The sequence below is a fragment of the Streptomyces sp. Z423-1 genome (genome assembly GCF_013009255.1).
GTDB lineage: Bacteria > Actinomycetota > Actinomycetes > Streptomycetales > Streptomycetaceae > Streptomyces > Streptomyces gossypiisoli.
This window is the reverse complement of record NZ_CP053109.1, coordinates 2,370,439-2,388,359: the sequence shown is the minus strand read 5'-3', so window position 1 is coordinate 2,388,359 and position 17,921 is coordinate 2,370,439. Positions and strand designations below refer to the sequence as shown.

Below are 17,921 nucleotides of genomic sequence, written 5' to 3'. Positions count from 1 at the left end.
CGCAGCGTTAGGAAACTCCTAGGGGCCAGTGGCGGGACCGCCGCCGAAAGGTGCGCCGAAAAAGTGTTATCCGCCCGTCTCCCACCCCGTCCCCGACAGGGGGATGTGACCCCCGGCATAGCCAGCAGTGCGGGTCGGACTGAGAAGGTGCGTGCGGACGTCGGATGAGGGTGGAGAGGACTGAGGTGGACGGGCGGCAGTGGCGGTCGACCATCGCGGCGGCGCAGGCCGGGGACCGGCGGGCGCTGGACGAGCTGGTCGAGGGCTGGCTGCCGCTGGTCTACAACATCGTCGGCCGCGCCCTGAACGGCCACGCCGACGTCGACGACGTCGTCCAGGAGACGATGCTGCGCGCCGTCGGCAACCTGGGCTCGCTGCGCGACCCGGACAGCTTCCGGTCCTGGCTGGTGGCGATCGCCATGCGGCAGATACGGGACCGGGCCCGGCGCAGCCGCCCCACCGCGCCCGCCGACGAGTTGCCCTCCGACGCCGCCGATTTCGCAGAACTCACCGTGCTGCGGCTCCAGTTGGAGGGCCAGCGGCGCGAGGTCGCCGAGGCCGTGCGGTGGCTCGACGACGAGGACCGGCAGCTGCTGTCGCTGTGGTGGCTGGAGGTCGCCGGCGAACTCACCCGGCGCGAACTGGCCGCCGCCGTCGGCGTCACCCGCCAGCACGCCGCCGTCCGCGTCCAGCGGATGAAGGAACGGCTGGAGACCGCCCGAGGCATCGTCCGCGCCCTCGACGGCGCCTGCCCCGACCTGCGCGAGCTGACCGCCCGCTGGCCCGGGCGGCCCGACTCCGTGTGGCGCAAGCGGCTGGCCCGGCACATCCGGGGCTGCGGCTACTGCTCGGACGCCCGCGAGTCCGTCGTACCGGCGGAACGGCTGCTCGTCGGCATCGCGCTCGTCCCGGTCCCGGTCGGTTTCACGCTGTCGCTGGCGTTCGGCGGCAAGACCGCCGTGGCCGCCACCTCCGTCGGCTGGTCCGCCAAGGTCATGACCGCGCTCACCAAACCGGCCGTCGCGGTGACGGCCGGAGCGACGATCGCCGCGGGCGGCGCGTACGTCGTCACGCAGACCCCGGAGGACACACCGCGCCCCCCGCAGGCCGCGGCCCCCGCCGTCCCGACCGCGACGAGCACGCCCGCCCCACCGGCTCCGTCGTCCCCGTCGTCCCCGTCACCCACGCCGTCGCCCTCGGTGACGCAGCGGAAGACCGACCTCTACGGCACGGTCGTCGACGCCGTGGACCGGGCGCCGGACCCGAACGCGCGCCCCGCCGCCCTGCCGCGCCGCCCCGAGACCGGGATCACCAGCACCGGCGGCGCGCACGCCGTGATGAACCACCGCGGCGACAGCGTCACCCTCACCGGCCGGGGCTATGTCCTCGTCCGCTGGCAGATCTCCCCGAAGTACCGCCCCGGCGCCCTCGTCATGCCCACCTGGACCGGCCTCGACGGCAAGCTCTTCCACGTCGCCTCCGGCGGCGGCCGCCGGATGGACGACCCGCTCCAGGGCAGCCCCGACGGCTACGCCACCGGCATGGGCGGCCCGGACATCGGCTACGCCGAACTGCCGCCCGGCACCCAGCAGATGTGGCAGAACGAGTACTTCTACGTCGACGGCGCCGTCACCCTCACCGTCAACGAACGCGGCGCCGACTACGGCGTCAGCGTCTTCCCCTCGACCTGGGACGACGTGACCGAGGACGTCAACCATGGTCCGCCCGACGGCGCGATCCGCTACGGCCTCGTCCGCGACACCGGCAGGGACGACACACCCGTGCCGCAGTACGTCACCCGCGACCGCCCGGCCGACCCGGCGACCGTCCCTCAGCGCTCCCGCGTGTAACGCTCCTGCGCGGCCATCAGGTTCTTCCCAGCGGGGTGAGTTCGTACGTGCGGGGCGCGCGGGCCCTCTGGAGGCGACGGCCGCGCTGTTGACCGGGCTGTGGGAGGGGGAGGGCGCGGACGCGCAGGCGGTCGCGCCGCCCCTCGCCTATGCGACGGGCGGCTGAGCGGTGCGCAGGGCGCACAGGGCGTCGACGCGGTTGGTGGTGATCGAGTCGACGCCCAGGGCGAGCAGGCGGCGCATGGTGCGGCGGGTGTCGGGGGTCCACACGGACAGCAGGTAGCCGTCCTTGTGGACGCGGGCGGACAGGTCGCGGCTCACCAGGCCGAAGCGGTAGTTGAGCCAGCGCGGGCGCACCGCGTCCAGCAGGGCCGGGCGCGGCGGGGCCAGCGTCGTCCACGTGAGGGCGATCTCCGCGGCCGGGGCGGCGGCCCGTACCGCGAGCATCGCGGTGGCGCCCGCGCAGTAGTACACGCGGTCCGCCGCCCCGCACTCCCGTACGACGTCCACGACCCGGCGTGCGGCCCGGACGTCGGGCGTGCCCGGCAGATCGAGCATCACCCGGTGTCCGTCGGTCGCCGTGAGCGCCTCCGCGAGCGTCGGTACCCGGCCCGCCGTCAGCCCGCGCACCTCGTCCGCCGACAGCGACAGCAGCGGCCGGTCGTGCTCCCACAACCGCTTCAGCGTCTCGTCGTGCAGCAGCACGGGCACACCGTCCCGGGTCAGCCGTACGTCGATCTCGACCGCGTCCGCGCCCAGTCGGAGCGCGGAACGCAGCGAGTCGATCGTGTTCTCGCGGAAGTGGTAGGGGGCACCGCGGTGGGCCACGGCGGTCACGTTCGGCATGGGGCCATTGTGGTGGGTCAGCGCGCGAGCCACGCCGCTGTGTAGGTGTCGATCTCGGCCTTGATACGGCTCTTGCCGGCCTCGTCGAGGAAGGAGGCCTCGACCGCGTTCCTCGCGAGGTCGGCGAGGCCCCGCTCGTCGAGGTCGAGCAGCCGGGCGGCGACGGCGTACTCGTTGTTGAGGTCGGTGCCGAACATCGGCGGGTCGTCGGAGTTGATGGTGACGAGGACGCCGGCCCGGGTGAACTCCTTGATGGGGTGCTCGTCGAGCGTGCGGACCGCGCGGGTGGCGATGTTGGAGGTCGGGCACACCTCCAGCGGGATCCGGTGCTCGACGAGGTGCGCCAGCAGCTTCGGGTCCTGGGCCGAACTGGTGCCGTGGCCGATGCGCTCGGCGCGCAGGTGGGTCAGCGCGTCCCACACCGTCTCCGGGCCGGTCGTCTCACCGGCGTGCGGCACGGAGCGCAGTCCGGCGGCTATGGCCCGGTCGAAGTACGGCTTGAACTGCGGCCGCGGCACGCCGATCTCGGGCCCGCCGAGCCCGAAGGAGACCAGTCCCTCGGGCCGCAGCTTGTCCTCGGTGGCCAGCCGCGTGGTCTCCTCGGCCGCCTCCAGCCCCGCCTCGCCGGGGATGTCGAAGCACCAGCGCAGTACGGTCCCGAAGTCGGCCTCGGCCGCCTTGCGGGCGTCCTCGATCGCGTCCATGAACGCCTGCTCCTCGACACCGCGCCGGGTGGAGGAGAAGGGGGTGATGGTCAGCTCGGCGTACCGCACCTGCTGGCGGGCCATGTCCCGGGCCACCTCGTACGTCAGCAGCCGGACGTCCTCCGGGGTGCGGATCAGGTCGACGACGGACAGGTACACCTCGATGAAGTGGGCGAAGTCCGTGAACGTGAAGTAGTCGACCAGGGCCTCGGGGTCGGTGGGGACCTTGGAGTCGGGGTGGCGGGCGGCTAGTTCGGCGACGATCCGGGGGGAGGCGGAGCCGACGTGGTGCACGTGGAGTTCGGCCTTGGGCAGTCCGGCGATGAAGGCCTTCAGGTCCCGTGGGGCACGGGGGTCGACGAGATGCTCGGTCAAGGGTTCCTCCCCGGAACGGCGCCCCTGCCGGCGCGTGGCGGGCGGGGTGCGGGTGATCGGCTGATCGGTGACTCGGGGTCATCGTAGGCGGTGGGGCGGCGCCGCTTTCAGAGGGTGGGCCAGAGCCGCTTTCAGGGGGTGCGGCTCCGCCGCTGTGTGCGGCTCCGTCGCGGGGGCTGCGAGGAGCCTCCACACACCCGCATGTGGCTCGCAGCGGACGGCCCCGTAGCATGGCGACACGATCGACCCAGGGGGGATGCGACATGACGGACGCGACGCAGCCTGGCGGAGGCGGCCACGACCCGTGGGCGCCTCCCCAGAGCAAGAGCCCGCTGGAGAAGAATCAGGCGCCCGACGCCGCACCGTCCACACCGCAGCCGCCCTCCGTGCACGACCATGCCACGGTCACCTCGATGCCGGGCGCGGGTTTCACCCCGCCCGCCGGGACGACACCGTTCGACCACTCCGGCACCGGCTCCGGCCCCGCCGTCCCACCCCCGCCCGTCGCCCCCACCGGCCCGGGAGCAACCGGCGGCTACGGCTACGGCTACCCCGGCTATCCCCAGGGCGGCTACGGCTGGCCCGGGATGCCCAGGCCCCCTCAGAACGGGATGGGCATCGCGGCGATGGTGCTGGGCATCGTCTCGTGCACCCTGTTCTGCCTGTACGGCGTGGTCTCGGTCGTGACCGGCATCCTCGCCGTCGTCTTCGGTCTCAAGGGCCGCAAGCGGGCCGAGTCCGGAGTGGCCGACAACCACGGTCAGGCCCAGGCAGGTCTGATCATGGGCATCATCGGGATCGTCCTCGGCCTCGCGGTGATCGTCCTGATCGCCGTCGGGATCACGGCCGCCATCAACAGCGACCAGCCGTACGAAGACGACCCGTACTACGGCGCCCCGGCCCCCGTGGCCACCGCCCCGGCCCACCACTGAAACAGCCACCCGCCGCGACGATCAGGGTCACTGCGGTGCCCGCGCAGCCGAGCAACGGCATGAGGACCACGGGCCTGGTGCTGGGCATCATCCGCGTGGTGTGCAGCGCGGTGAGGCCCCCAACAAGGGCGCGGCGACTGTCGGCCTCGCCGGCATCATGGGCGGGGTCGGCGTAGCCGCTCCCGCGCCTCCATCAGCGCGAACCCCAGCAGATTCGGCCCCCGCCACCGCTCCGGATCCGACGCCGCCTCGTCGTCCGCGGCCAGCCCGATGCCCCACACGCGGTCCACGGGGCTCGCCTCCACCAGCACCCGCTCCCCGGTGCCCAGCAGAAACTCCCGCAGATCGGCATGCGCGGCGAACTTGTGGACGCTGCCCTCGGCCACGATCCCGAACCGCTCGCGCTCCCACACGGCCTCGTCGAAGCCCCGCACCAGCCGCCCCGCCTTCTTCGCCTCGGCGGGATGCCCGGCCGCCAGCACGCGCCGCTCCGCCTCCGCGTCGTCGAAGAGCCGTGCCTTGCCGGCCATCATCCAGTGCTCCGCCGTCGCGTACTCCACCCCGTCCACGGTGAACGGCGACGGCCACCACTGGCTCAGACAGCTCGCGCCGATCCGCCCGTCCGGTCGCGGCCGGTGCCCCCAGAAGTGCAGATACTTGATCCGAGCGCCCGCGCGGACCTCCCTGACCAGCGCATCCCGGGAATTGATCACTCCCCGGACCCTGTCCGTCCTCTCCATGCATGCGAGTCTGGCAGGCACCACTGACACTCCGTCCCCCCTTTTAAACGCCGACTCGACACCTGGTCGACAGATTCCGTCGCTTAACCAAAAGGCAACAACGGAATCACTTGTTGGACGCCCGCCCCTCTGTCAGGATCGGCACTCAAATCGAGCTGGAGCTACGCCACCCGCCCCCAGGGACAGCGGGGCGACGGCGGAGGAGAGCGACATGCACAACCCGGGCAGGAGCACCCCGGAACGATTCCCCGCCCAGGACCGTTTCGCGGACGGCGCGCAGTACATCGCGGGCCGCCTCACGAAGGGCACCTCGGGCCGGACCCACGCGGTCGTCGACCCAGCCACCGGCGAGGAGGTCCTCACGTACGACCTGGCGGGCACGGACGACGTGGACGCGGCCGTCGCCGCCGCCCGCGAGGCGTTCCCGGCGTGGGCCGGCGCCACCCCCGGTGAGCGTTCCGACGCGCTGCACCGCTTCGCCGCCGTGCTCGCCGAGCGCGCGGAGGACTTCGCCCGCGCCGAGTCCCTGCAGTGCGGCAAGCCGCTGAAGCTGACCCGCGAGTTCGACGTGCCGGGCACGATCGACAACACGTCCTTCTTCGCGGGGGCCGCCCGGCACCTCCAGGGCCAGTCCGCCGGTGAGTACTCCGGCCACCACACCTCGTACGTCCGCCGCGAGCCCATCGGCGTCGTCGGCTCCGTCGCGCCCTGGAACTATCCCCTCCAGATGGCCGCGTGGAAGATCCTCCCGGCGATCGCCGCGGGCAACACGATCGTCCTCAAGCCCGCCGAGCTGACCCCGCTGACCTCCCTGCTGTTCGCGCAGGCCGCCACCGACGCCGGGATCCCGGACGGTGTCGTCAACATCGTCACCGGCACCGGCAAGGAGGCCGGCGAGCACCTCGTCGGTCACCCGGACGTGGCCATGACGTCCTTCACCGGCTCCACCGCCGTCGGCAAGCGCGTCGCCGAGATCGCCACCGCCACCGTCAAGCGGCTGCACCTGGAGCTGGGCGGCAAGGCACCCTTCGTGGTGTTCGACGACGCCGACCTGGAGGCCGCCGTCCACGGCGCGGTCGCGGGCGCGCTGATCAACACCGGCCAGGACTGCACCGCCGCCACGCGCGTGTACGTACAGCGCCCCCTCTACGAGGCGTTCGTCGACAAGACCTCCGCCCTCATGGAAACCGTCCGCCTCGGCGACCCCTTCGCGGCGGGCACCGACCTCGGGCCGCTCATCTCGCACGTCCAGCGGGACCGCGTCGCCGGTTTCGTCGACCGGGCGCGTGCCTACGCGCGCGTGGTCACCGGTGGGGAAGCCCCGCAGGGCGAGCTCAAGAACGGCGCGTACTATCGGCCCACCCTCGTCGCGGACGCGCCCCAGGACAGCGAGATCGTCCAGTCCGAGATCTTCGGACCGGTCCTCGTGGTCCTGCCCTTCGACACCGACGACGAAGGGATCCGGCTCGCCAACGACACCCCGTACGGTCTCGCGGCCTCTGCCTGGAGCCGTGACGTCTACCGCGCGAACCGCGCCACCCGCGAGATCAAGGCGGGCTGCGTGTGGGTGAACGATCACATCCCGATCATCAGCGAGATGCCGCACGGCGGATACAAACAGTCCGGCTTCGGCAAGGACATGTCCGTGTACTCGTTCGACGAGTACACGCAGCTCAAGCACGTTATGTTCGACAACACGGCGGTCGCTCGGAAGGACTGGCACCGCACGATCTTCGGGGACCGATGACCACTTCAGGCCGCCCGAACCGCGGCCGCCCATCCCGAAAGGGCACCACGCGCATGGAGCAGTACGAGCCCGACCGCCCGTCCGCGGCCCAGGTGGCCGCCATGCGGCGCAGCCTGCGCAGCGGCAGGGCCTCCCTCACCCGCCGTTCGCTGTTGCGCGCCTCCGCCGGTGGCGCGCTCGCGGTCGGTGGCCTGGGGGCGCTGAGCGCCTGCGGCATTCCGCCGGCGGCGCAGACGTCCGGAGTGTCGTCCGAGGACCACTCGGCGAAGGAGAAGACGGTCAGCTTCTCCAACTGGACCGAGTACATGGACGTCGACGAGAGCGGCAAGCGTCATCCGACGCTCGACGAGTTCAGGAGGCGCACCGGCATCACCGTCAAGTACACGGAGGACATCAACGACAACGTCGAGTTCTTCGGCAAGATCAAGCCGCAGCTGGCGGCCGGCCAGGACACCGGCCGTGATCTGATCTGTGTGACCGACTGGCTCGCCGCGCGCCTCATCCGCTTCGGCTGGGTCCAGAAACTGGACGCGTCCAACCTGCCCACCGCGTACGCCAACCTCTCCCAGCAGTTCCGCAGCCCCGACTGGGACCCGGGACGGGCGTACTCCTACCCCTGGACCGGCATCTCCACGGTCATCGCCTACAACAAGAAGGCGCTGGACGGCGTCGAGGTGAAGTCCGTCTCCGACCTGCTCGACAACCCCAGGCTCAAGGGCCGCGTCGGCTTCCTCACCGAGCTGCGCGACACCGTCGGCATGACGCTGCTGGACATGGGCAAGGACCCGGCCACGTTCACCGACGACGACTTCGACGCGGCGATCGCCCGTCTGCAGAAGGCTGTCGACAAGGGCCAGATCCGCCGTTTCACCGGCAACGACTACACCTCGGACCTCAGCAAGGGCGACTTCGCGGCCTGCCTCGCCTGGGCCGGGGACGTCGTCCAGCTCAAGGCGGACAGCCCGGACGTCGACTTCGTCATCCCCGACAGCGGTTACATGACGTCGACGGACAACCTCCTGGTGCCCAACAAGGCCCGCCACAAGACCAACGCCGAGCGGCTCATCGACTTCTACTACGAGCCGGGGCCGGCCGCGCAGCTCGCCGCGTACATCAACTACGTGTGCCCGGTCGACGGGGTGAAGGCGGAACTCGCCAAGATCGATGAGGACGCGGCGAACAACCCGCTGATCATTCCCGACGAAGAGATGGCCGCCAAGTCTCACGCCTTCCGCTCGCTGAGCTCGAAGGAAGAGACGGCGTACGAAGAGAAGTTCGCGAAGCTCACAGGGGCGTGACGACGACGATGACGACGAAGGACAGCAGCGGCGACGTCCGCCTCTCCGGAATCAGCAAGACCTACGGCTCCTTCACCGCCGTACATCCGCTGGACCTGACCGTCCCGCAGGGCTCCTTCTTCGCCCTGCTCGGCGCCTCGGGCTGCGGCAAGACCACCACCCTGCGGATGATCGCGGGACTCGAGGAGCCGACGAGCGGCACCGTCTCGCTCGGCGACCAGGACGTGACCGCGCTGCCGCCGTACAAGCGGCCGGTGAACACGGTCTTCCAGTCCTATGCCCTCTTCCCGCACCTCGACATCTTCGAGAACGTCGCCTTCGGTCTGCGCCGGCGCGGCGTCAAGAGCGTGAAGAAGCAGGTCGAGGAGATGCTCGACCTGGTCCAGCTCGGCGAGCAGGCCCGCAAGAAGCCGCACCAGCTCTCCGGCGGCCAGCAGCAGCGCGTCGCCGTCGCCCGCGCGCTGATCAACCACCCCAAGGTGCTGCTCCTCGACGAGCCCCTCGGCGCCCTGGACCTGAAGCTGCGCCGGCAGATGCAGCTGGAGCTCAAGCGCATCCAGACCGAGGTCGGCATCACCTTCGTGCACGTCACGCACGACCAGGAGGAGGCCATGACGATGGCCGACACGGTCGCCGTGATGAACGCGGGCCGGGTCGAGCAGCTCGGCGCCCCCGCCGAGCTGTACGAGAACCCGCGCACCACCTTCGTCGCCAACTTCCTCGGCACCTCCAACCTGATCGAGGCCGAGGTCGACACCAAGTCGGGCGACGACGTCGTCCTCAAGGCGGGCGGCGGCAAGCTCATGCTCCCCTCGGAGCGCTGTTCCGCGTCCACCGCGACCGGCGGCAAGGTGCTGGTCGGCGTGCGCCCCGAGAAGATCTCCCTCGTCCACGCGGACGACGCCGGGGAGATCCCGGAGGGCCGCAACCGGGTCACCGGCACCATCGCCGACGCCAGTTTCATCGGCGTCTCCACGCAGTACGTCATCGACAGCCCCGTCTGCCCCGAGCTCGCCGTCTACGTGCAGAACGTCGAGCGCGACGGCCGCCTCACGCCCGGCGCCGACGTCGTCCTGCACTGGAGCCCCGCGCACACCTTCGGCCTGGACGCCACGCAGGACATCGACGCGGGCACCGAGGAAGAGGCCGCCTGATGACGACGCTCACCGAGGCGCCACCGCCGCTGGTGCCCGCACCGGCGAAGAAACCACCGCGCAGACGCGGCCGCCTCACGCCGTACTGGCTGCTGCTGCCCGGCATCCTCTGGCTGCTGATCTTCTTCGCGCTGCCGATGGTCTACCAGGCCTCCACGTCCGTGCAGACGGGCTCCCTGGAGGAGGGCTACGAGGTCACCTGGCACTTCGTCACGTACTGGAACGCGCTGTCCGAGTACTGGCCGCAGTTCCTGCGCTCGGTGGTGTACGCCGGGTCCGCGACGATCCTGTGTCTGCTGCTGGGCTATCCGCTGGCGTATCTGATCGCGTTCCGCGCGGGCCGCTGGCGGAACCTGATCATGATCCTGGTGATCGCGCCGTTCTTCACCAGCTTTCTGATCCGTACGCTCGCCTGGAAGACGATCCTCGCGGACGGCGGCCCGGTCGTCGGCGCCCTCAACGCGCTGCACGTCCTGGACGTCACCAGCTGGCTCGGCATCACCGCCGGGGAGCGGGTGCTGGCCACCCCGCTGGCGGTCGTGTGCGGTCTGACGTACAACTTCCTGCCGTTCATGATCCTGCCGCTGTACACCTCGCTGGAGCGGATCGACGGCCGGCTGCACGAGGCGGCGGGCGACCTGTACGCGAAGCCGTTCACGACCTTCCGGAAGGTCACCTTCCCGCTGTCGATGCCCGGTGTCGTCTCCGGCACGCTGCTGACCTTCATCCCGGCCGCCGGTGACTACGTGAACGCCGATCTGCTCGGCTCCACCGACACCCGCATGATCGGAAACGTCATTCAGTCGCAGTTCCTGCGGATTCTGGACTATCCGACGGCCGCGGCGCTGTCCTTCATCCTGATGTTCGCGATCCTCATCATGGTGACGCTCTACATCCGCAAGTCCGGCACGGAGGATCTGGTTTAAATGGCCTTCGTCAACTGGCTCAAGCGCCATCTCGTCGTCATCGCGGGGATGTTCACGCTCGGATTTCTGCTGCTGCCGAACGTCGTCGTGACGGTTTTCTCCTTCAACCAGCCGAAGGGCCGTTTCAACTACGAGTGGCAGGAATTCTCCACGGCCGCCTGGACCGATCCGTGCGGCGTCGCCGACCTGTGCGGCTCGCTTTCCCTGAGTCTCCAGATCGCCCTCTGGGCGACGCTGGGCGCCACGGTCCTCGGCGCGATGATCGCCTTCGCGCTGGTGCGGTACCGCTTCCGCGCGCGGGGCGCCGTCAACTCGCTGATCTTCCTGCCCATGGCGATGCCCGAGGTGGTGATGGCGGCCTCGCTGCTGACGCTCTTCCTCAACATGGGTGTCCAGTTGGGATTCTGGACGATCCTGATCGCGCACATCATGTTCTGCCTCAGCTTCGTCGTGACGGCCGTCAAGGCGCGTGTGATGTCGATGGACCCGAGGCTGGAGGAGGCCGCGCGCGATCTGTACGCCGGTCCGTTCCAGACCTTCGTCCGGGTCACGCTGCCGATCGCCGCCCCCGGAATCGCGGCGGGCGCGCTGCTCGCCTTCGCGCTCTCCTTCGACGATTTCATCATCACCAATTTCAACGCGGGCTCGACCGTCACCTTCCCCATGTTCGTCTGGGGCTCGGCACAGCGCGGCACGCCTGTTCAGATCAATGTCGTCGGTACGGCCATGTTCGTCGTCGCCGTACTGTTCGTCCTGGCCTCCATGGCCCTCGGCAGCCGCCGAAAGCGCCAGAAGGCGATGCACCCGTAGGCCAGAAGGCGTAGCGCATCCGTAGGGAGTTGAAATCATGGCCCCAAGCGCCATGAGCCGTGGCAACGACAACGACACCTGGACGAAGTCCCTTTCCGAAGCACAGCCGGTCGCGTACTGGCTGGACGACCCCGGCAGGCCCCACCCCGAGCCCGCGCTGACCGGCGCCGAGACCTGCGACCTGCTGGTCGTCGGCGGCGGCTACAGCGGGCTGTGGACCGCGCTCAATGCCAAGGAGCGCGACCCCGGGCGCGATGTCGTCCTGCTGGAAGGCCGTGAGGTGGGCTGGGCCGCCTCCGGCCGCAACGGCGGCTTCTGCGCCGCCTCCCTCACCCACGGCCTGCCCAACGGCCTGACCCGCTGGCCCGACGAGATCCACAAGCTCCACGAGCTGGGCGCCCGCAACCTCGACGGAATCGAGGCGGCGGTCGCCCGGTACGCCATCGACTGCGACTTCGAGCGCACCGGCGAGATCGACGTCGCCACCGAGACCTACCAGGCGTGGGAACTGCGCGACTGGTACGAGAAGATGGAGCGCGAGGGCCTCGCCGAGGGCGTGGAGTTCCTGGACGCCGAGGCGGTGCGGGCACAGGTCGACTCGCCGACGTTCCAGGCGGGCCTCTGGGACCGCCGCGGCGTCGCCATGCTCAACCCCGCCAGGCTCGCCTGGGGCCTGAAGCGGGCCTGCCTCGACCTCGGCGTGCGCATCCATGAGCACACCCCCGCCCTCACCCTCAGGCCGTACGGCGCCGGAATGGCCGTACGCACCCCCTACGGCCAGGTCCGTGCCCGCAAGGTCGCGCTCGGCACGAACATCTTCCCGAGCCTCGTCAGACGCGTCCGCGCGTACACCGTCCCGGTCTACGACTACGCCCTGATGACCGAACCGCTCACCGCCGAGCAGCTCGACGCGATCGGCTGGAAGAACCGGCAGGGCCTCGGGGACAGCGCCAACCAGTTCCACTACTTCCGGCTCTCCGCCGACAACCGCATCCTGTGGGGCGGCTACGACGCCATCTACCCGTACGGCGGCCGGGTGCGCGCCGAGTACGACGACCGCCCGGAGACGTACGCCAAGCTCGCCGGGCACTTCTTCACCTGCTTCCCGCAGCTGGAGGGCGTCCGCTTCACCCACGCCTGGGGCGGCGCGATCGACACCTGCTCCCGCTTCTCGGCGTTCTTCGGCACGGCGCACGGCGGCAGGGTCGCGTACGCGGCGGGCTACACGGGGCTCGGCGTGGGGGCGACGAGATTCGGCGCCGACGTCATGCTCGACCTGCTGGCCGGAGAGCACACGGAGCGCACCTCGCTCGACATGGTCCGCAAGAAGCCGCTGCCGTTCCCGCCGGAGCCGTTCGCCTGGACCGGTATCGCCCTCACCAAGTGGTCGCTGGCCAGGGCGGACGCCCACGACGGGCGGCGCAACCTGTGGCTGAAGACGCTGGACAGACTGGGGCTCGGCTTCGACAGCTGAGCGTGACTCGGTTCACTCCCATGGGGTGCGGAAAGCCGCGTAATGCCCGGCAGGAGACCTCCCTCTCCCTCGTGACGCGGCCAGCGTCCACGAACAGAGAGGGAGGTTTCCTCATGACAGGGGCGAAGACGGCCGTCGAGTGGCTGGCATCCGTCGCACCGGACCCCGAGGCCTGCCGGTGGGAATGGGAGCGCAACCCCCTGGGGGTCGCGCTGCTGCCCGCCGGCCGGGTCTGGGACGTACTGATCCTGCCGGGCAGGCTCGGCCATCGCACGCTCGACGTCCTCACCCGCATCCTCGACCGACCGGGCCCGGTGCTCGTCGACTTCGGCGACGCCCGGATGGGGTTCTTCGTACCGCCGGGCACGGCGTGCCGCTGGATCGGCACGGGCATCCGCACCGCCGGAGCCGGCGTCTGGATCGTCGTACCGTACCCGGGCCGCTCCATCGGCAAGGTGCGCTGGCTGGTCCCCCGGACGGCTCGGGCACGCTGACGGACCCGACGCTGCTGGAACTGGCAATGCACGAGGCAGCGGCGGGCCTGGCGACGCAGGAGGGGGGCTAGCCGACGAGAACCCTTGACAAGCGAGATTGGTCTGGACCAAGTTGTGGGCGCTCCACCCTCCAATTCCCCCCTGCCTGGAGGCACTTGTGGACCGCTTCAGACCCCTCGCCCTCCTCACCGCCGCGGCACTGATCCTGCCCGGCGTCACCGCGCTCTCGTCGGCCGCCCGTGCGGCCGACGCGGACCTCGCCCGCAACGGCGGCTTCGAATCCGGCCTCGACGGCTGGACCTGCACCTCCGGTACGACGGTCAACTCACCCGTGCGCAGTGGCAGTTCCGCGTTGCAGGCGACCCCGGCGGGCAGTGACAACGCCCGGTGCGCGCAGACGGTGACCGTGCGGCCGGACTCCTCCTACACGCTCAGCGGTCACGTCCGCGGCTCCTACGTCCACCTCGGCGCCTCCGGCACCGGCACCACCGACGTATCCACCTGGACCCAGTCCGCCCCCGCCTGGCAGCAACTGACCACCACCTTCCGCACGGGCCCGTCCACCACGCGCGTCACCATCTACACGCACGGCTGGTACGGCACCGGCGCCTACCACGCCGACGACATCACCCTGATCGGCCCCGGCGGCGACGTCGGACAGCCGCCCGCCCCGCCGACGGGGCTGAAGGTCGGCACGGTGACCTCCGCCGGCGTCGCCCTGTCGTGGTCCGCGGTGACGGGTGCGTCCGGTTACGCCGTCTACCGCGACGGTGTGCAGGTCCAGACGGTGAGCGGCACTTCGGCCACGGTGACCGGACTGTCGCCGCAGACGGCGTACGCCTTCCAGGTCGCCGCCGTCAACGACGCGGGCGAGTCGGCGAAGTCGGCGACCGTGATCGCGACAACCACCCAGGGCGGCGGCAGTTCCCCCGACCTCCCGCCGCACGCCCTGGTCGGCTATCTGCACGCCGGCTTTGCCAATGGCTCCGGCTACACCCGCCTCGCCGACGTGCCCGACAGCTGGGACGTCATCGACCTGGCCTTCGGCGAGCCGACCTCGGTCACCTCCGGCGACATCCGCTTCGACCGCTGCCCGGTCACCGAGTGCCCGAACGTCGAGAGCGACGCCGAGTTCAAGGCGGCGATCCGGGCCAAGCAGGCGGCGGGCAAGAAGGTGCTGATCTCGATCGGCGGCCAGAACGGCCAGGTACAGCTGACGACCACGGCGGCCCGCGACACCTTCGTGGCGTCGGTGTCGAGGATCATCGACGAGTACGGCCTGGACGGCCTGGACATCGACTTCGAGGGCCACTCGCTGTCCCTGAACGCCGACGACACCGACTTCAAGAACCCCAAGACCCCGGTGATCGTGAACCTGATCTCGGCGCTGAAGACCCTGAAGGCCCGGTACGGCGACGACTTCGTGCTGACCATGGCGCCGGAGACCTTCTTCGTCCAGCTCGGCTACCAGTACTACGGCACCGGCCAGTGGGGCGGCCAGGACCCGAGGGCGGGCGCGTACCTCCCGGTCATCCACGCGATGCGCGACGACCTCACCCTGCTGCACGTCCAGGACTACAACTCGGGCCCGATCATGGGCCTGGACAACCAGTACCACACCATGGGTGGCGCCGACTTCCACATCGCCATGACCGACATGCTGCTCACCGGCTTCCCGGTCGCGGGCGACCAGAACAACGTCTTCCCGCCGCTGCGCCCGGAGCAGGTGGCGATCGGCATGCCGGCGTCCACACACGCGGGCAACGGTCACGTCCCCCCGGCCGAGGTCGTGAAGACCCTCGACTGCCTGACGAAGAAGACCAACTGCGGCTCGTACACCACCCACGGCACCTGGCCCGCTCTGCGCGGACTGATGACGTGGTCGATCAACTGGGACCGGTACGCGAACTGGGAGTTCCAGCGGACGTTCGACGGCTACTTCGGCTGAGTGGGTCGACGCGTCCGGCGTGTCCGGCACGTCCGACGCGTCCGGCGCTGCCGACGTACAGCACATAGCCGGTGATCAGCACCGTACAGAGGCACCAACTGGCCACGACGTCCAGTGGCCAGTGGTAGCCGCGCCGGACCAGCCCGAAGCCGACGCCGAGATTGAGGGCGAGGCAGACGGCGAGCAGCGCGCGGCGGACGAGCGGGCCGCCCGGCCGGGAGAGGAGGAGCAGGGTCGCGCAGCCGTAGGCGACCGCGGCCGTCGCGGTGTGCCCGGAGGGGTAGTAGCCGGTGGCCGGGGGCTCGACGGGGGTGCCGGGGCGGTCGGTCAGTTCCTTGAGCGGGACGACGAGGGCCGGGACCAGGGCCATCAGGACGACGGCGGCGGCACCCGGCAGCCACCAGCGGTGCGTCCCCGCGCCCCGGGCCCGCCACGCGCTGTACCCCGCGACCAGGACGAGCACGGGGACGGCGATCTGGACGTTGCCGAGATCGGCGAGGAGTTCGGAGAACCGGTCCGGCTGGACGAGCGCGCGGCTGAGCCGCTCGTCCAGCCGGACCAGCGGCCCGTCGGCGACGACCTGCCAGGTGATCAGCACGAACAGGACGGCGGGCAGGGCGAGCAGCAGAGGAAGCACGGGGAACAGCTTCGCAGGTGGCAGCAGCCACCCTCACAGGTCTGGACGACTGGCACGCCAAAACACACCCCAAACACGCCGAAAGGCCGACGCAAGGGGGGGTCTGCGCCGGCCTTCAGGGGCGTACCGCTCCCAGGCGGCCGTCCGGACCGGAACGTCGCGCGCCCCGGGGGGTTTGGGGCGAGCGACCGTCCGATCGGTGAGGAGACCCGGAGCCGAGGGCCCCGGTTGTGTGCGCGAGGCACGACCAGGTCGAAGCTGGGGAGGCCCCGGCCTGATGTCACCCACAGTTCCCTGTGGGCGGGGTGTATCTCATCGCGTCAGAATTTACGGCAGGCGCCGCGGGTGCGACAGACGCAATCCCGACCCGCCATCCACCTCGCACACGTTCTTCACACGCTCTGACGTGGGGCGCCGGATGAACAGGCCCGTGCTCATGCCCGTGCTCAGATGCGTGCTCAGGCCCGTACTCAGATGCGTGCGAACGCCTGCTCGATGATGTCGAGGCCCTCGTTCAGCAGGTCCTCGCCGATGACCAGCGGCGGCAGGAAGCGCAACACGTTGCCGTAGGTGCCACAGGTCAGGACCAGCAGGCCCTCGGCGTGGCAGGCCTTGGCGAGCGCGGTGGTGGCCTCGGGGTTGGGCTCCTTGGTGGCGCGGTCCTTGACCAGCTCGATGGCGATCATCGCGCCCCGGCCGCGGACGTCGCCGATGATGTCGAACTTCTCGGCCATGGCGGTGAGGCGGGCCTTCATGACCGCCTCGATGTTCTTCGCCCTGGCGTTGAGGTCGAGCTCCTTCATGGTCTCGATGGCGCCGAGCGCACCGGCGCAGGCGACCGGGTTGCCGCCGTAGGTGCCGCCCAGGCCACCGGCGTGCGCGGCGTCCATGATCTCGGCGCGGCCGGTCACGGCGGCGAGCGGCAGACCGCCCGCGATGCCCTTGGCGGTGGTGATCAGGTCGGGGACGATGCCCTCGTCCTCGCAGGCGAACCACTGGCCGGTGCGGCAGAAGCCGGACTGGATCTCGTCGGCGACGAAGACGATGCCGTTGTCGGCGGCGAACTGCCGGATTGCGGGGAGGAAGCCCTTGGCCGGCTCGATGAAGCCACCCTCACCGAGCACCGGCTCGATGATGATCGCGGCGATGTTGTCCGCGCCGACCTGCTTGGACATCTGGTCGATGGCCTGCGCGGCGGCCTCCGGGCCCGCGTTCTCCGGGCCGGTCGGCCAGCGGTAGCCGTAGGCCACCGGCACCCGGTACACCTCGGGCGCGAACGGGCCGAAGCCGTGCTTGTACGGCATGTTCTTGGCGGTCAGCGCCATGGTGAGGTTCGTCCGGCCGTGGTAGCCGTGGTCGAAGACGACGACGGCCTGCCGCTTGGTGTACGCGCGGGCGATCTTGACGGCGTTCTCGACGGCCTCGGCGCCGGAGTTGAACAGCGCGGACTTCTTGGCGTGGCCGCCCGGCGTCAGCTCGGCGAGCGCCTCGGCGACCTCGACGTACCCCTCGTACGGCGTGACCATGAAACAGGTGTGCGTGAAGTCGGCGAGCTGGGCGCTCGCCCGGCGTACGACGGCCTCGGCGGACGCGCCGACGGACGTCACGGCGATACCGGAACCGAAGTCGATGAGGCGGTTGCCGTCGACGTCCTCGATGATCCCGCCGCCCGCGCGCGCGGTGAACACCGGCAGCACGGAGCCCACGCCCTGGGCGACCGCGGCGGTACGACGGGCCTGCAGTTCCTGCGACTTCGGGCCGGGGATGGCGGTGACGACGCGGCGCTCCTGCGGGATTGCGGTCATGAGGGGCTCCCTGGTTGATCTTGCGAACCGGATCATTCCGAACCGGATCATTCCGGTGAACCGGACGTTCCGGGTGGGGGTTTTCGGACGCTTGCCTTGTTTCTTCGCAGGCTAGGGCCGGGGGTGGGGCGTGGGCATGCTCCATGTGGGCGTTGTCGCCGGAACGGGTTGTCCGTGGTGG

General features: G+C 70.5%; 14 protein-coding genes and 2 pseudogenes. 11 read left to right on the top strand and 5 right to left on the bottom strand.

What is annotated here, in order from left to right; genetic code table 11:
* Positions 1-164: 164 nt before the first annotated feature.
* Both HJD23_RS10695 and HJD23_RS43690 read left to right on the top strand, forming a co-directional pair.
* The gene (locus HJD23_RS10695; RefSeq protein WP_171114464.1) at positions 165-1,850 is read left to right on the top strand and encodes a sigma-70 family RNA polymerase sigma factor; all 1,686 of its coding nucleotides are present in this window, start codon (positions 165-167) and stop codon (positions 1,848-1,850) included.
* Between the two features lie 55 nt (positions 1,851-1,905).
* Positions 1,906-2,016 (top strand): annotated as a pseudogene (locus HJD23_RS43690) (NADP oxidoreductase); the annotation flags it as partial.
* On the opposite strand, the gene HJD23_RS10690 reads toward HJD23_RS43690, so the two are convergent.
* Positions 1,998-2,696, bottom strand: a complete 699-nt coding sequence (locus HJD23_RS10690; RefSeq protein ID WP_171114465.1) for a glycerophosphodiester phosphodiesterase — start codon at positions 2,694-2,696, stop codon at positions 1,998-2,000. The pseudogene HJD23_RS43690 and the gene HJD23_RS10690 sit on opposite strands and share 19 nt — an antisense overlap.
* A 17-nt stretch (positions 2,697-2,713) precedes the next feature.
* Positions 2,714-3,832 (bottom strand): adenosine deaminase, encoded by a 1,119-nt coding sequence (locus HJD23_RS10685; protein WP_171118818.1) that lies wholly within the window; start codon positions 3,830-3,832, stop codon positions 2,714-2,716.
* A 206-nt stretch (positions 3,833-4,038) separates the two neighbouring features.
* Between HJD23_RS10685 and HJD23_RS10680 the strand changes: the two genes are divergently transcribed.
* Positions 4,039-4,707, top strand: a complete 669-nt coding sequence (locus HJD23_RS10680) for a DUF4190 domain-containing protein (protein WP_171114466.1) — start codon at positions 4,039-4,041, stop codon at positions 4,705-4,707.
* Positions 4,708-4,862: 155 nt separating this feature from the next.
* Here HJD23_RS10680 and HJD23_RS10675 read toward each other — a convergent pair whose 3' ends face one another.
* Positions 4,863-5,447: an NADAR family protein gene (locus tag HJD23_RS10675; RefSeq protein WP_171114467.1), complete on the bottom strand. Its 585-nt coding sequence runs from the start codon at positions 5,445-5,447 to the stop codon at positions 4,863-4,865.
* A gap of 211 nt (positions 5,448-5,658) precedes the next feature.
* On the opposite strand from HJD23_RS10675, the gene HJD23_RS10670 reads away from it, so the two are divergent.
* From HJD23_RS10670 to HJD23_RS10635, 8 genes and pseudogenes are all read left to right on the top strand, one after another.
* A complete protein-coding gene (locus HJD23_RS10670) occupies positions 5,659-7,194 on the top strand; it encodes a gamma-aminobutyraldehyde dehydrogenase (protein WP_171114468.1) in 1,536 nt (511 codons plus the stop codon).
* Positions 7,195-7,247: 53 nt separating this feature from the next.
* The gene (locus HJD23_RS10665; RefSeq protein WP_171114469.1) at positions 7,248-8,492 is read left to right on the top strand and encodes a spermidine/putrescine ABC transporter substrate-binding protein; all 1,245 of its coding nucleotides are present in this window, start codon (positions 7,248-7,250) and stop codon (positions 8,490-8,492) included.
* Between the two features lie 8 nt (positions 8,493-8,500).
* Positions 8,501-9,646, top strand: coding sequence for an ABC transporter ATP-binding protein (locus HJD23_RS10660; protein ID WP_171118820.1), 1,146 nt, complete (start codon positions 8,501-8,503; stop codon positions 9,644-9,646).
* A complete protein-coding gene (locus tag HJD23_RS10655) occupies positions 9,646-10,572 on the top strand; it encodes an ABC transporter permease (protein ID WP_171114470.1) in 927 nt (308 codons plus the stop codon). The genes HJD23_RS10660 and HJD23_RS10655 overlap by 1 nt, the downstream gene beginning before the upstream one ends.
* Positions 10,573-11,382: an ABC transporter permease gene (locus tag HJD23_RS10650; protein ID WP_171114471.1), complete on the top strand. Its 810-nt coding sequence runs from the start codon at positions 10,573-10,575 to the stop codon at positions 11,380-11,382.
* A 37-nt stretch (positions 11,383-11,419) separates the two neighbouring features.
* Entirely contained in the window at positions 11,420-12,856 is a 1,437-nt protein-coding gene (locus HJD23_RS10645; protein ID WP_171114472.1) for an FAD-dependent oxidoreductase, read from the top strand.
* Positions 12,857-12,969: 113 nt separating this feature from the next.
* Positions 12,970-13,421: pseudogene (locus HJD23_RS10640) on the top strand (hypothetical protein).
* Positions 13,422-13,507: 86 nt separating this feature from the next.
* On the top strand, positions 13,508-15,298 hold the full coding sequence (locus tag HJD23_RS10635; RefSeq protein WP_171114473.1) for a glycoside hydrolase family 18 protein: 1,791 nt from the start codon (positions 13,508-13,510) through the stop codon (positions 15,296-15,298).
* Here the strand turns inward: HJD23_RS10635 and HJD23_RS10630 are convergent.
* Together HJD23_RS10630 and gabT are read right to left on the bottom strand one after the other, a co-directional pair.
* Positions 15,237-15,935 (bottom strand): phosphatase PAP2 family protein, encoded by a 699-nt coding sequence (locus HJD23_RS10630; protein WP_171114474.1) that lies wholly within the window; start codon positions 15,933-15,935, stop codon positions 15,237-15,239. The genes HJD23_RS10635 and HJD23_RS10630 overlap by 62 nt on opposite strands.
* Before the next feature lie 470 nt (positions 15,936-16,405).
* A complete protein-coding gene (gene gabT / locus HJD23_RS10625; protein WP_171114475.1) occupies positions 16,406-17,740 on the bottom strand; it encodes a 4-aminobutyrate--2-oxoglutarate transaminase in 1,335 nt (444 codons plus the stop codon).
* Positions 17,741-17,921 lie beyond the last annotated feature (181 nt).

Bases quoted from the DNA above. Each gene is read 5' to 3' on its own strand.
- HJD23_RS10665 (WP_171114469.1), top strand. From the start codon at position 7,248: ATGGAGCAGTACGAGCCCGACCGCCCGTCCGCGGCCCAGGTGGCCGCC.
- HJD23_RS10675 (WP_171114467.1), bottom strand. From the start codon at position 5,447: ATGGAGAGGACGGACAGGGTCCGGGGAGTGATCAATTCCCGGGATGCG.
- HJD23_RS10650 (WP_171114471.1), top strand. From the start codon at position 10,573: ATGGCCTTCGTCAACTGGCTCAAGCGCCATCTCGTCGTCATCGCGGGG.
- HJD23_RS10660 (WP_171118820.1), top strand. From the start codon at position 8,501: ATGACGACGAAGGACAGCAGCGGCGACGTCCGCCTCTCCGGAATCAGC.
- HJD23_RS10690 (WP_171114465.1), bottom strand. From the start codon at position 2,696: ATGCCGAACGTGACCGCCGTGGCCCACCGCGGTGCCCCCTACCACTTC.
- HJD23_RS10680 (WP_171114466.1), top strand. From the start codon at position 4,039: ATGACGGACGCGACGCAGCCTGGCGGAGGCGGCCACGACCCGTGGGCG.
- gabT (WP_171114475.1), bottom strand. From the start codon at position 17,740: ATGACCGCAATCCCGCAGGAGCGCCGCGTCGTCACCGCCATCCCCGGC.
- HJD23_RS10695 (WP_171114464.1), top strand. From the start codon at position 165: ATGAGGGTGGAGAGGACTGAGGTGGACGGGCGGCAGTGGCGGTCGACC.
- HJD23_RS10655 (WP_171114470.1), top strand. From the start codon at position 9,646: ATGACGACGCTCACCGAGGCGCCACCGCCGCTGGTGCCCGCACCGGCG.
- HJD23_RS10670 (WP_171114468.1), top strand. From the start codon at position 5,659: ATGCACAACCCGGGCAGGAGCACCCCGGAACGATTCCCCGCCCAGGAC.
- HJD23_RS10645 (WP_171114472.1), top strand. From the start codon at position 11,420: ATGGCCCCAAGCGCCATGAGCCGTGGCAACGACAACGACACCTGGACG.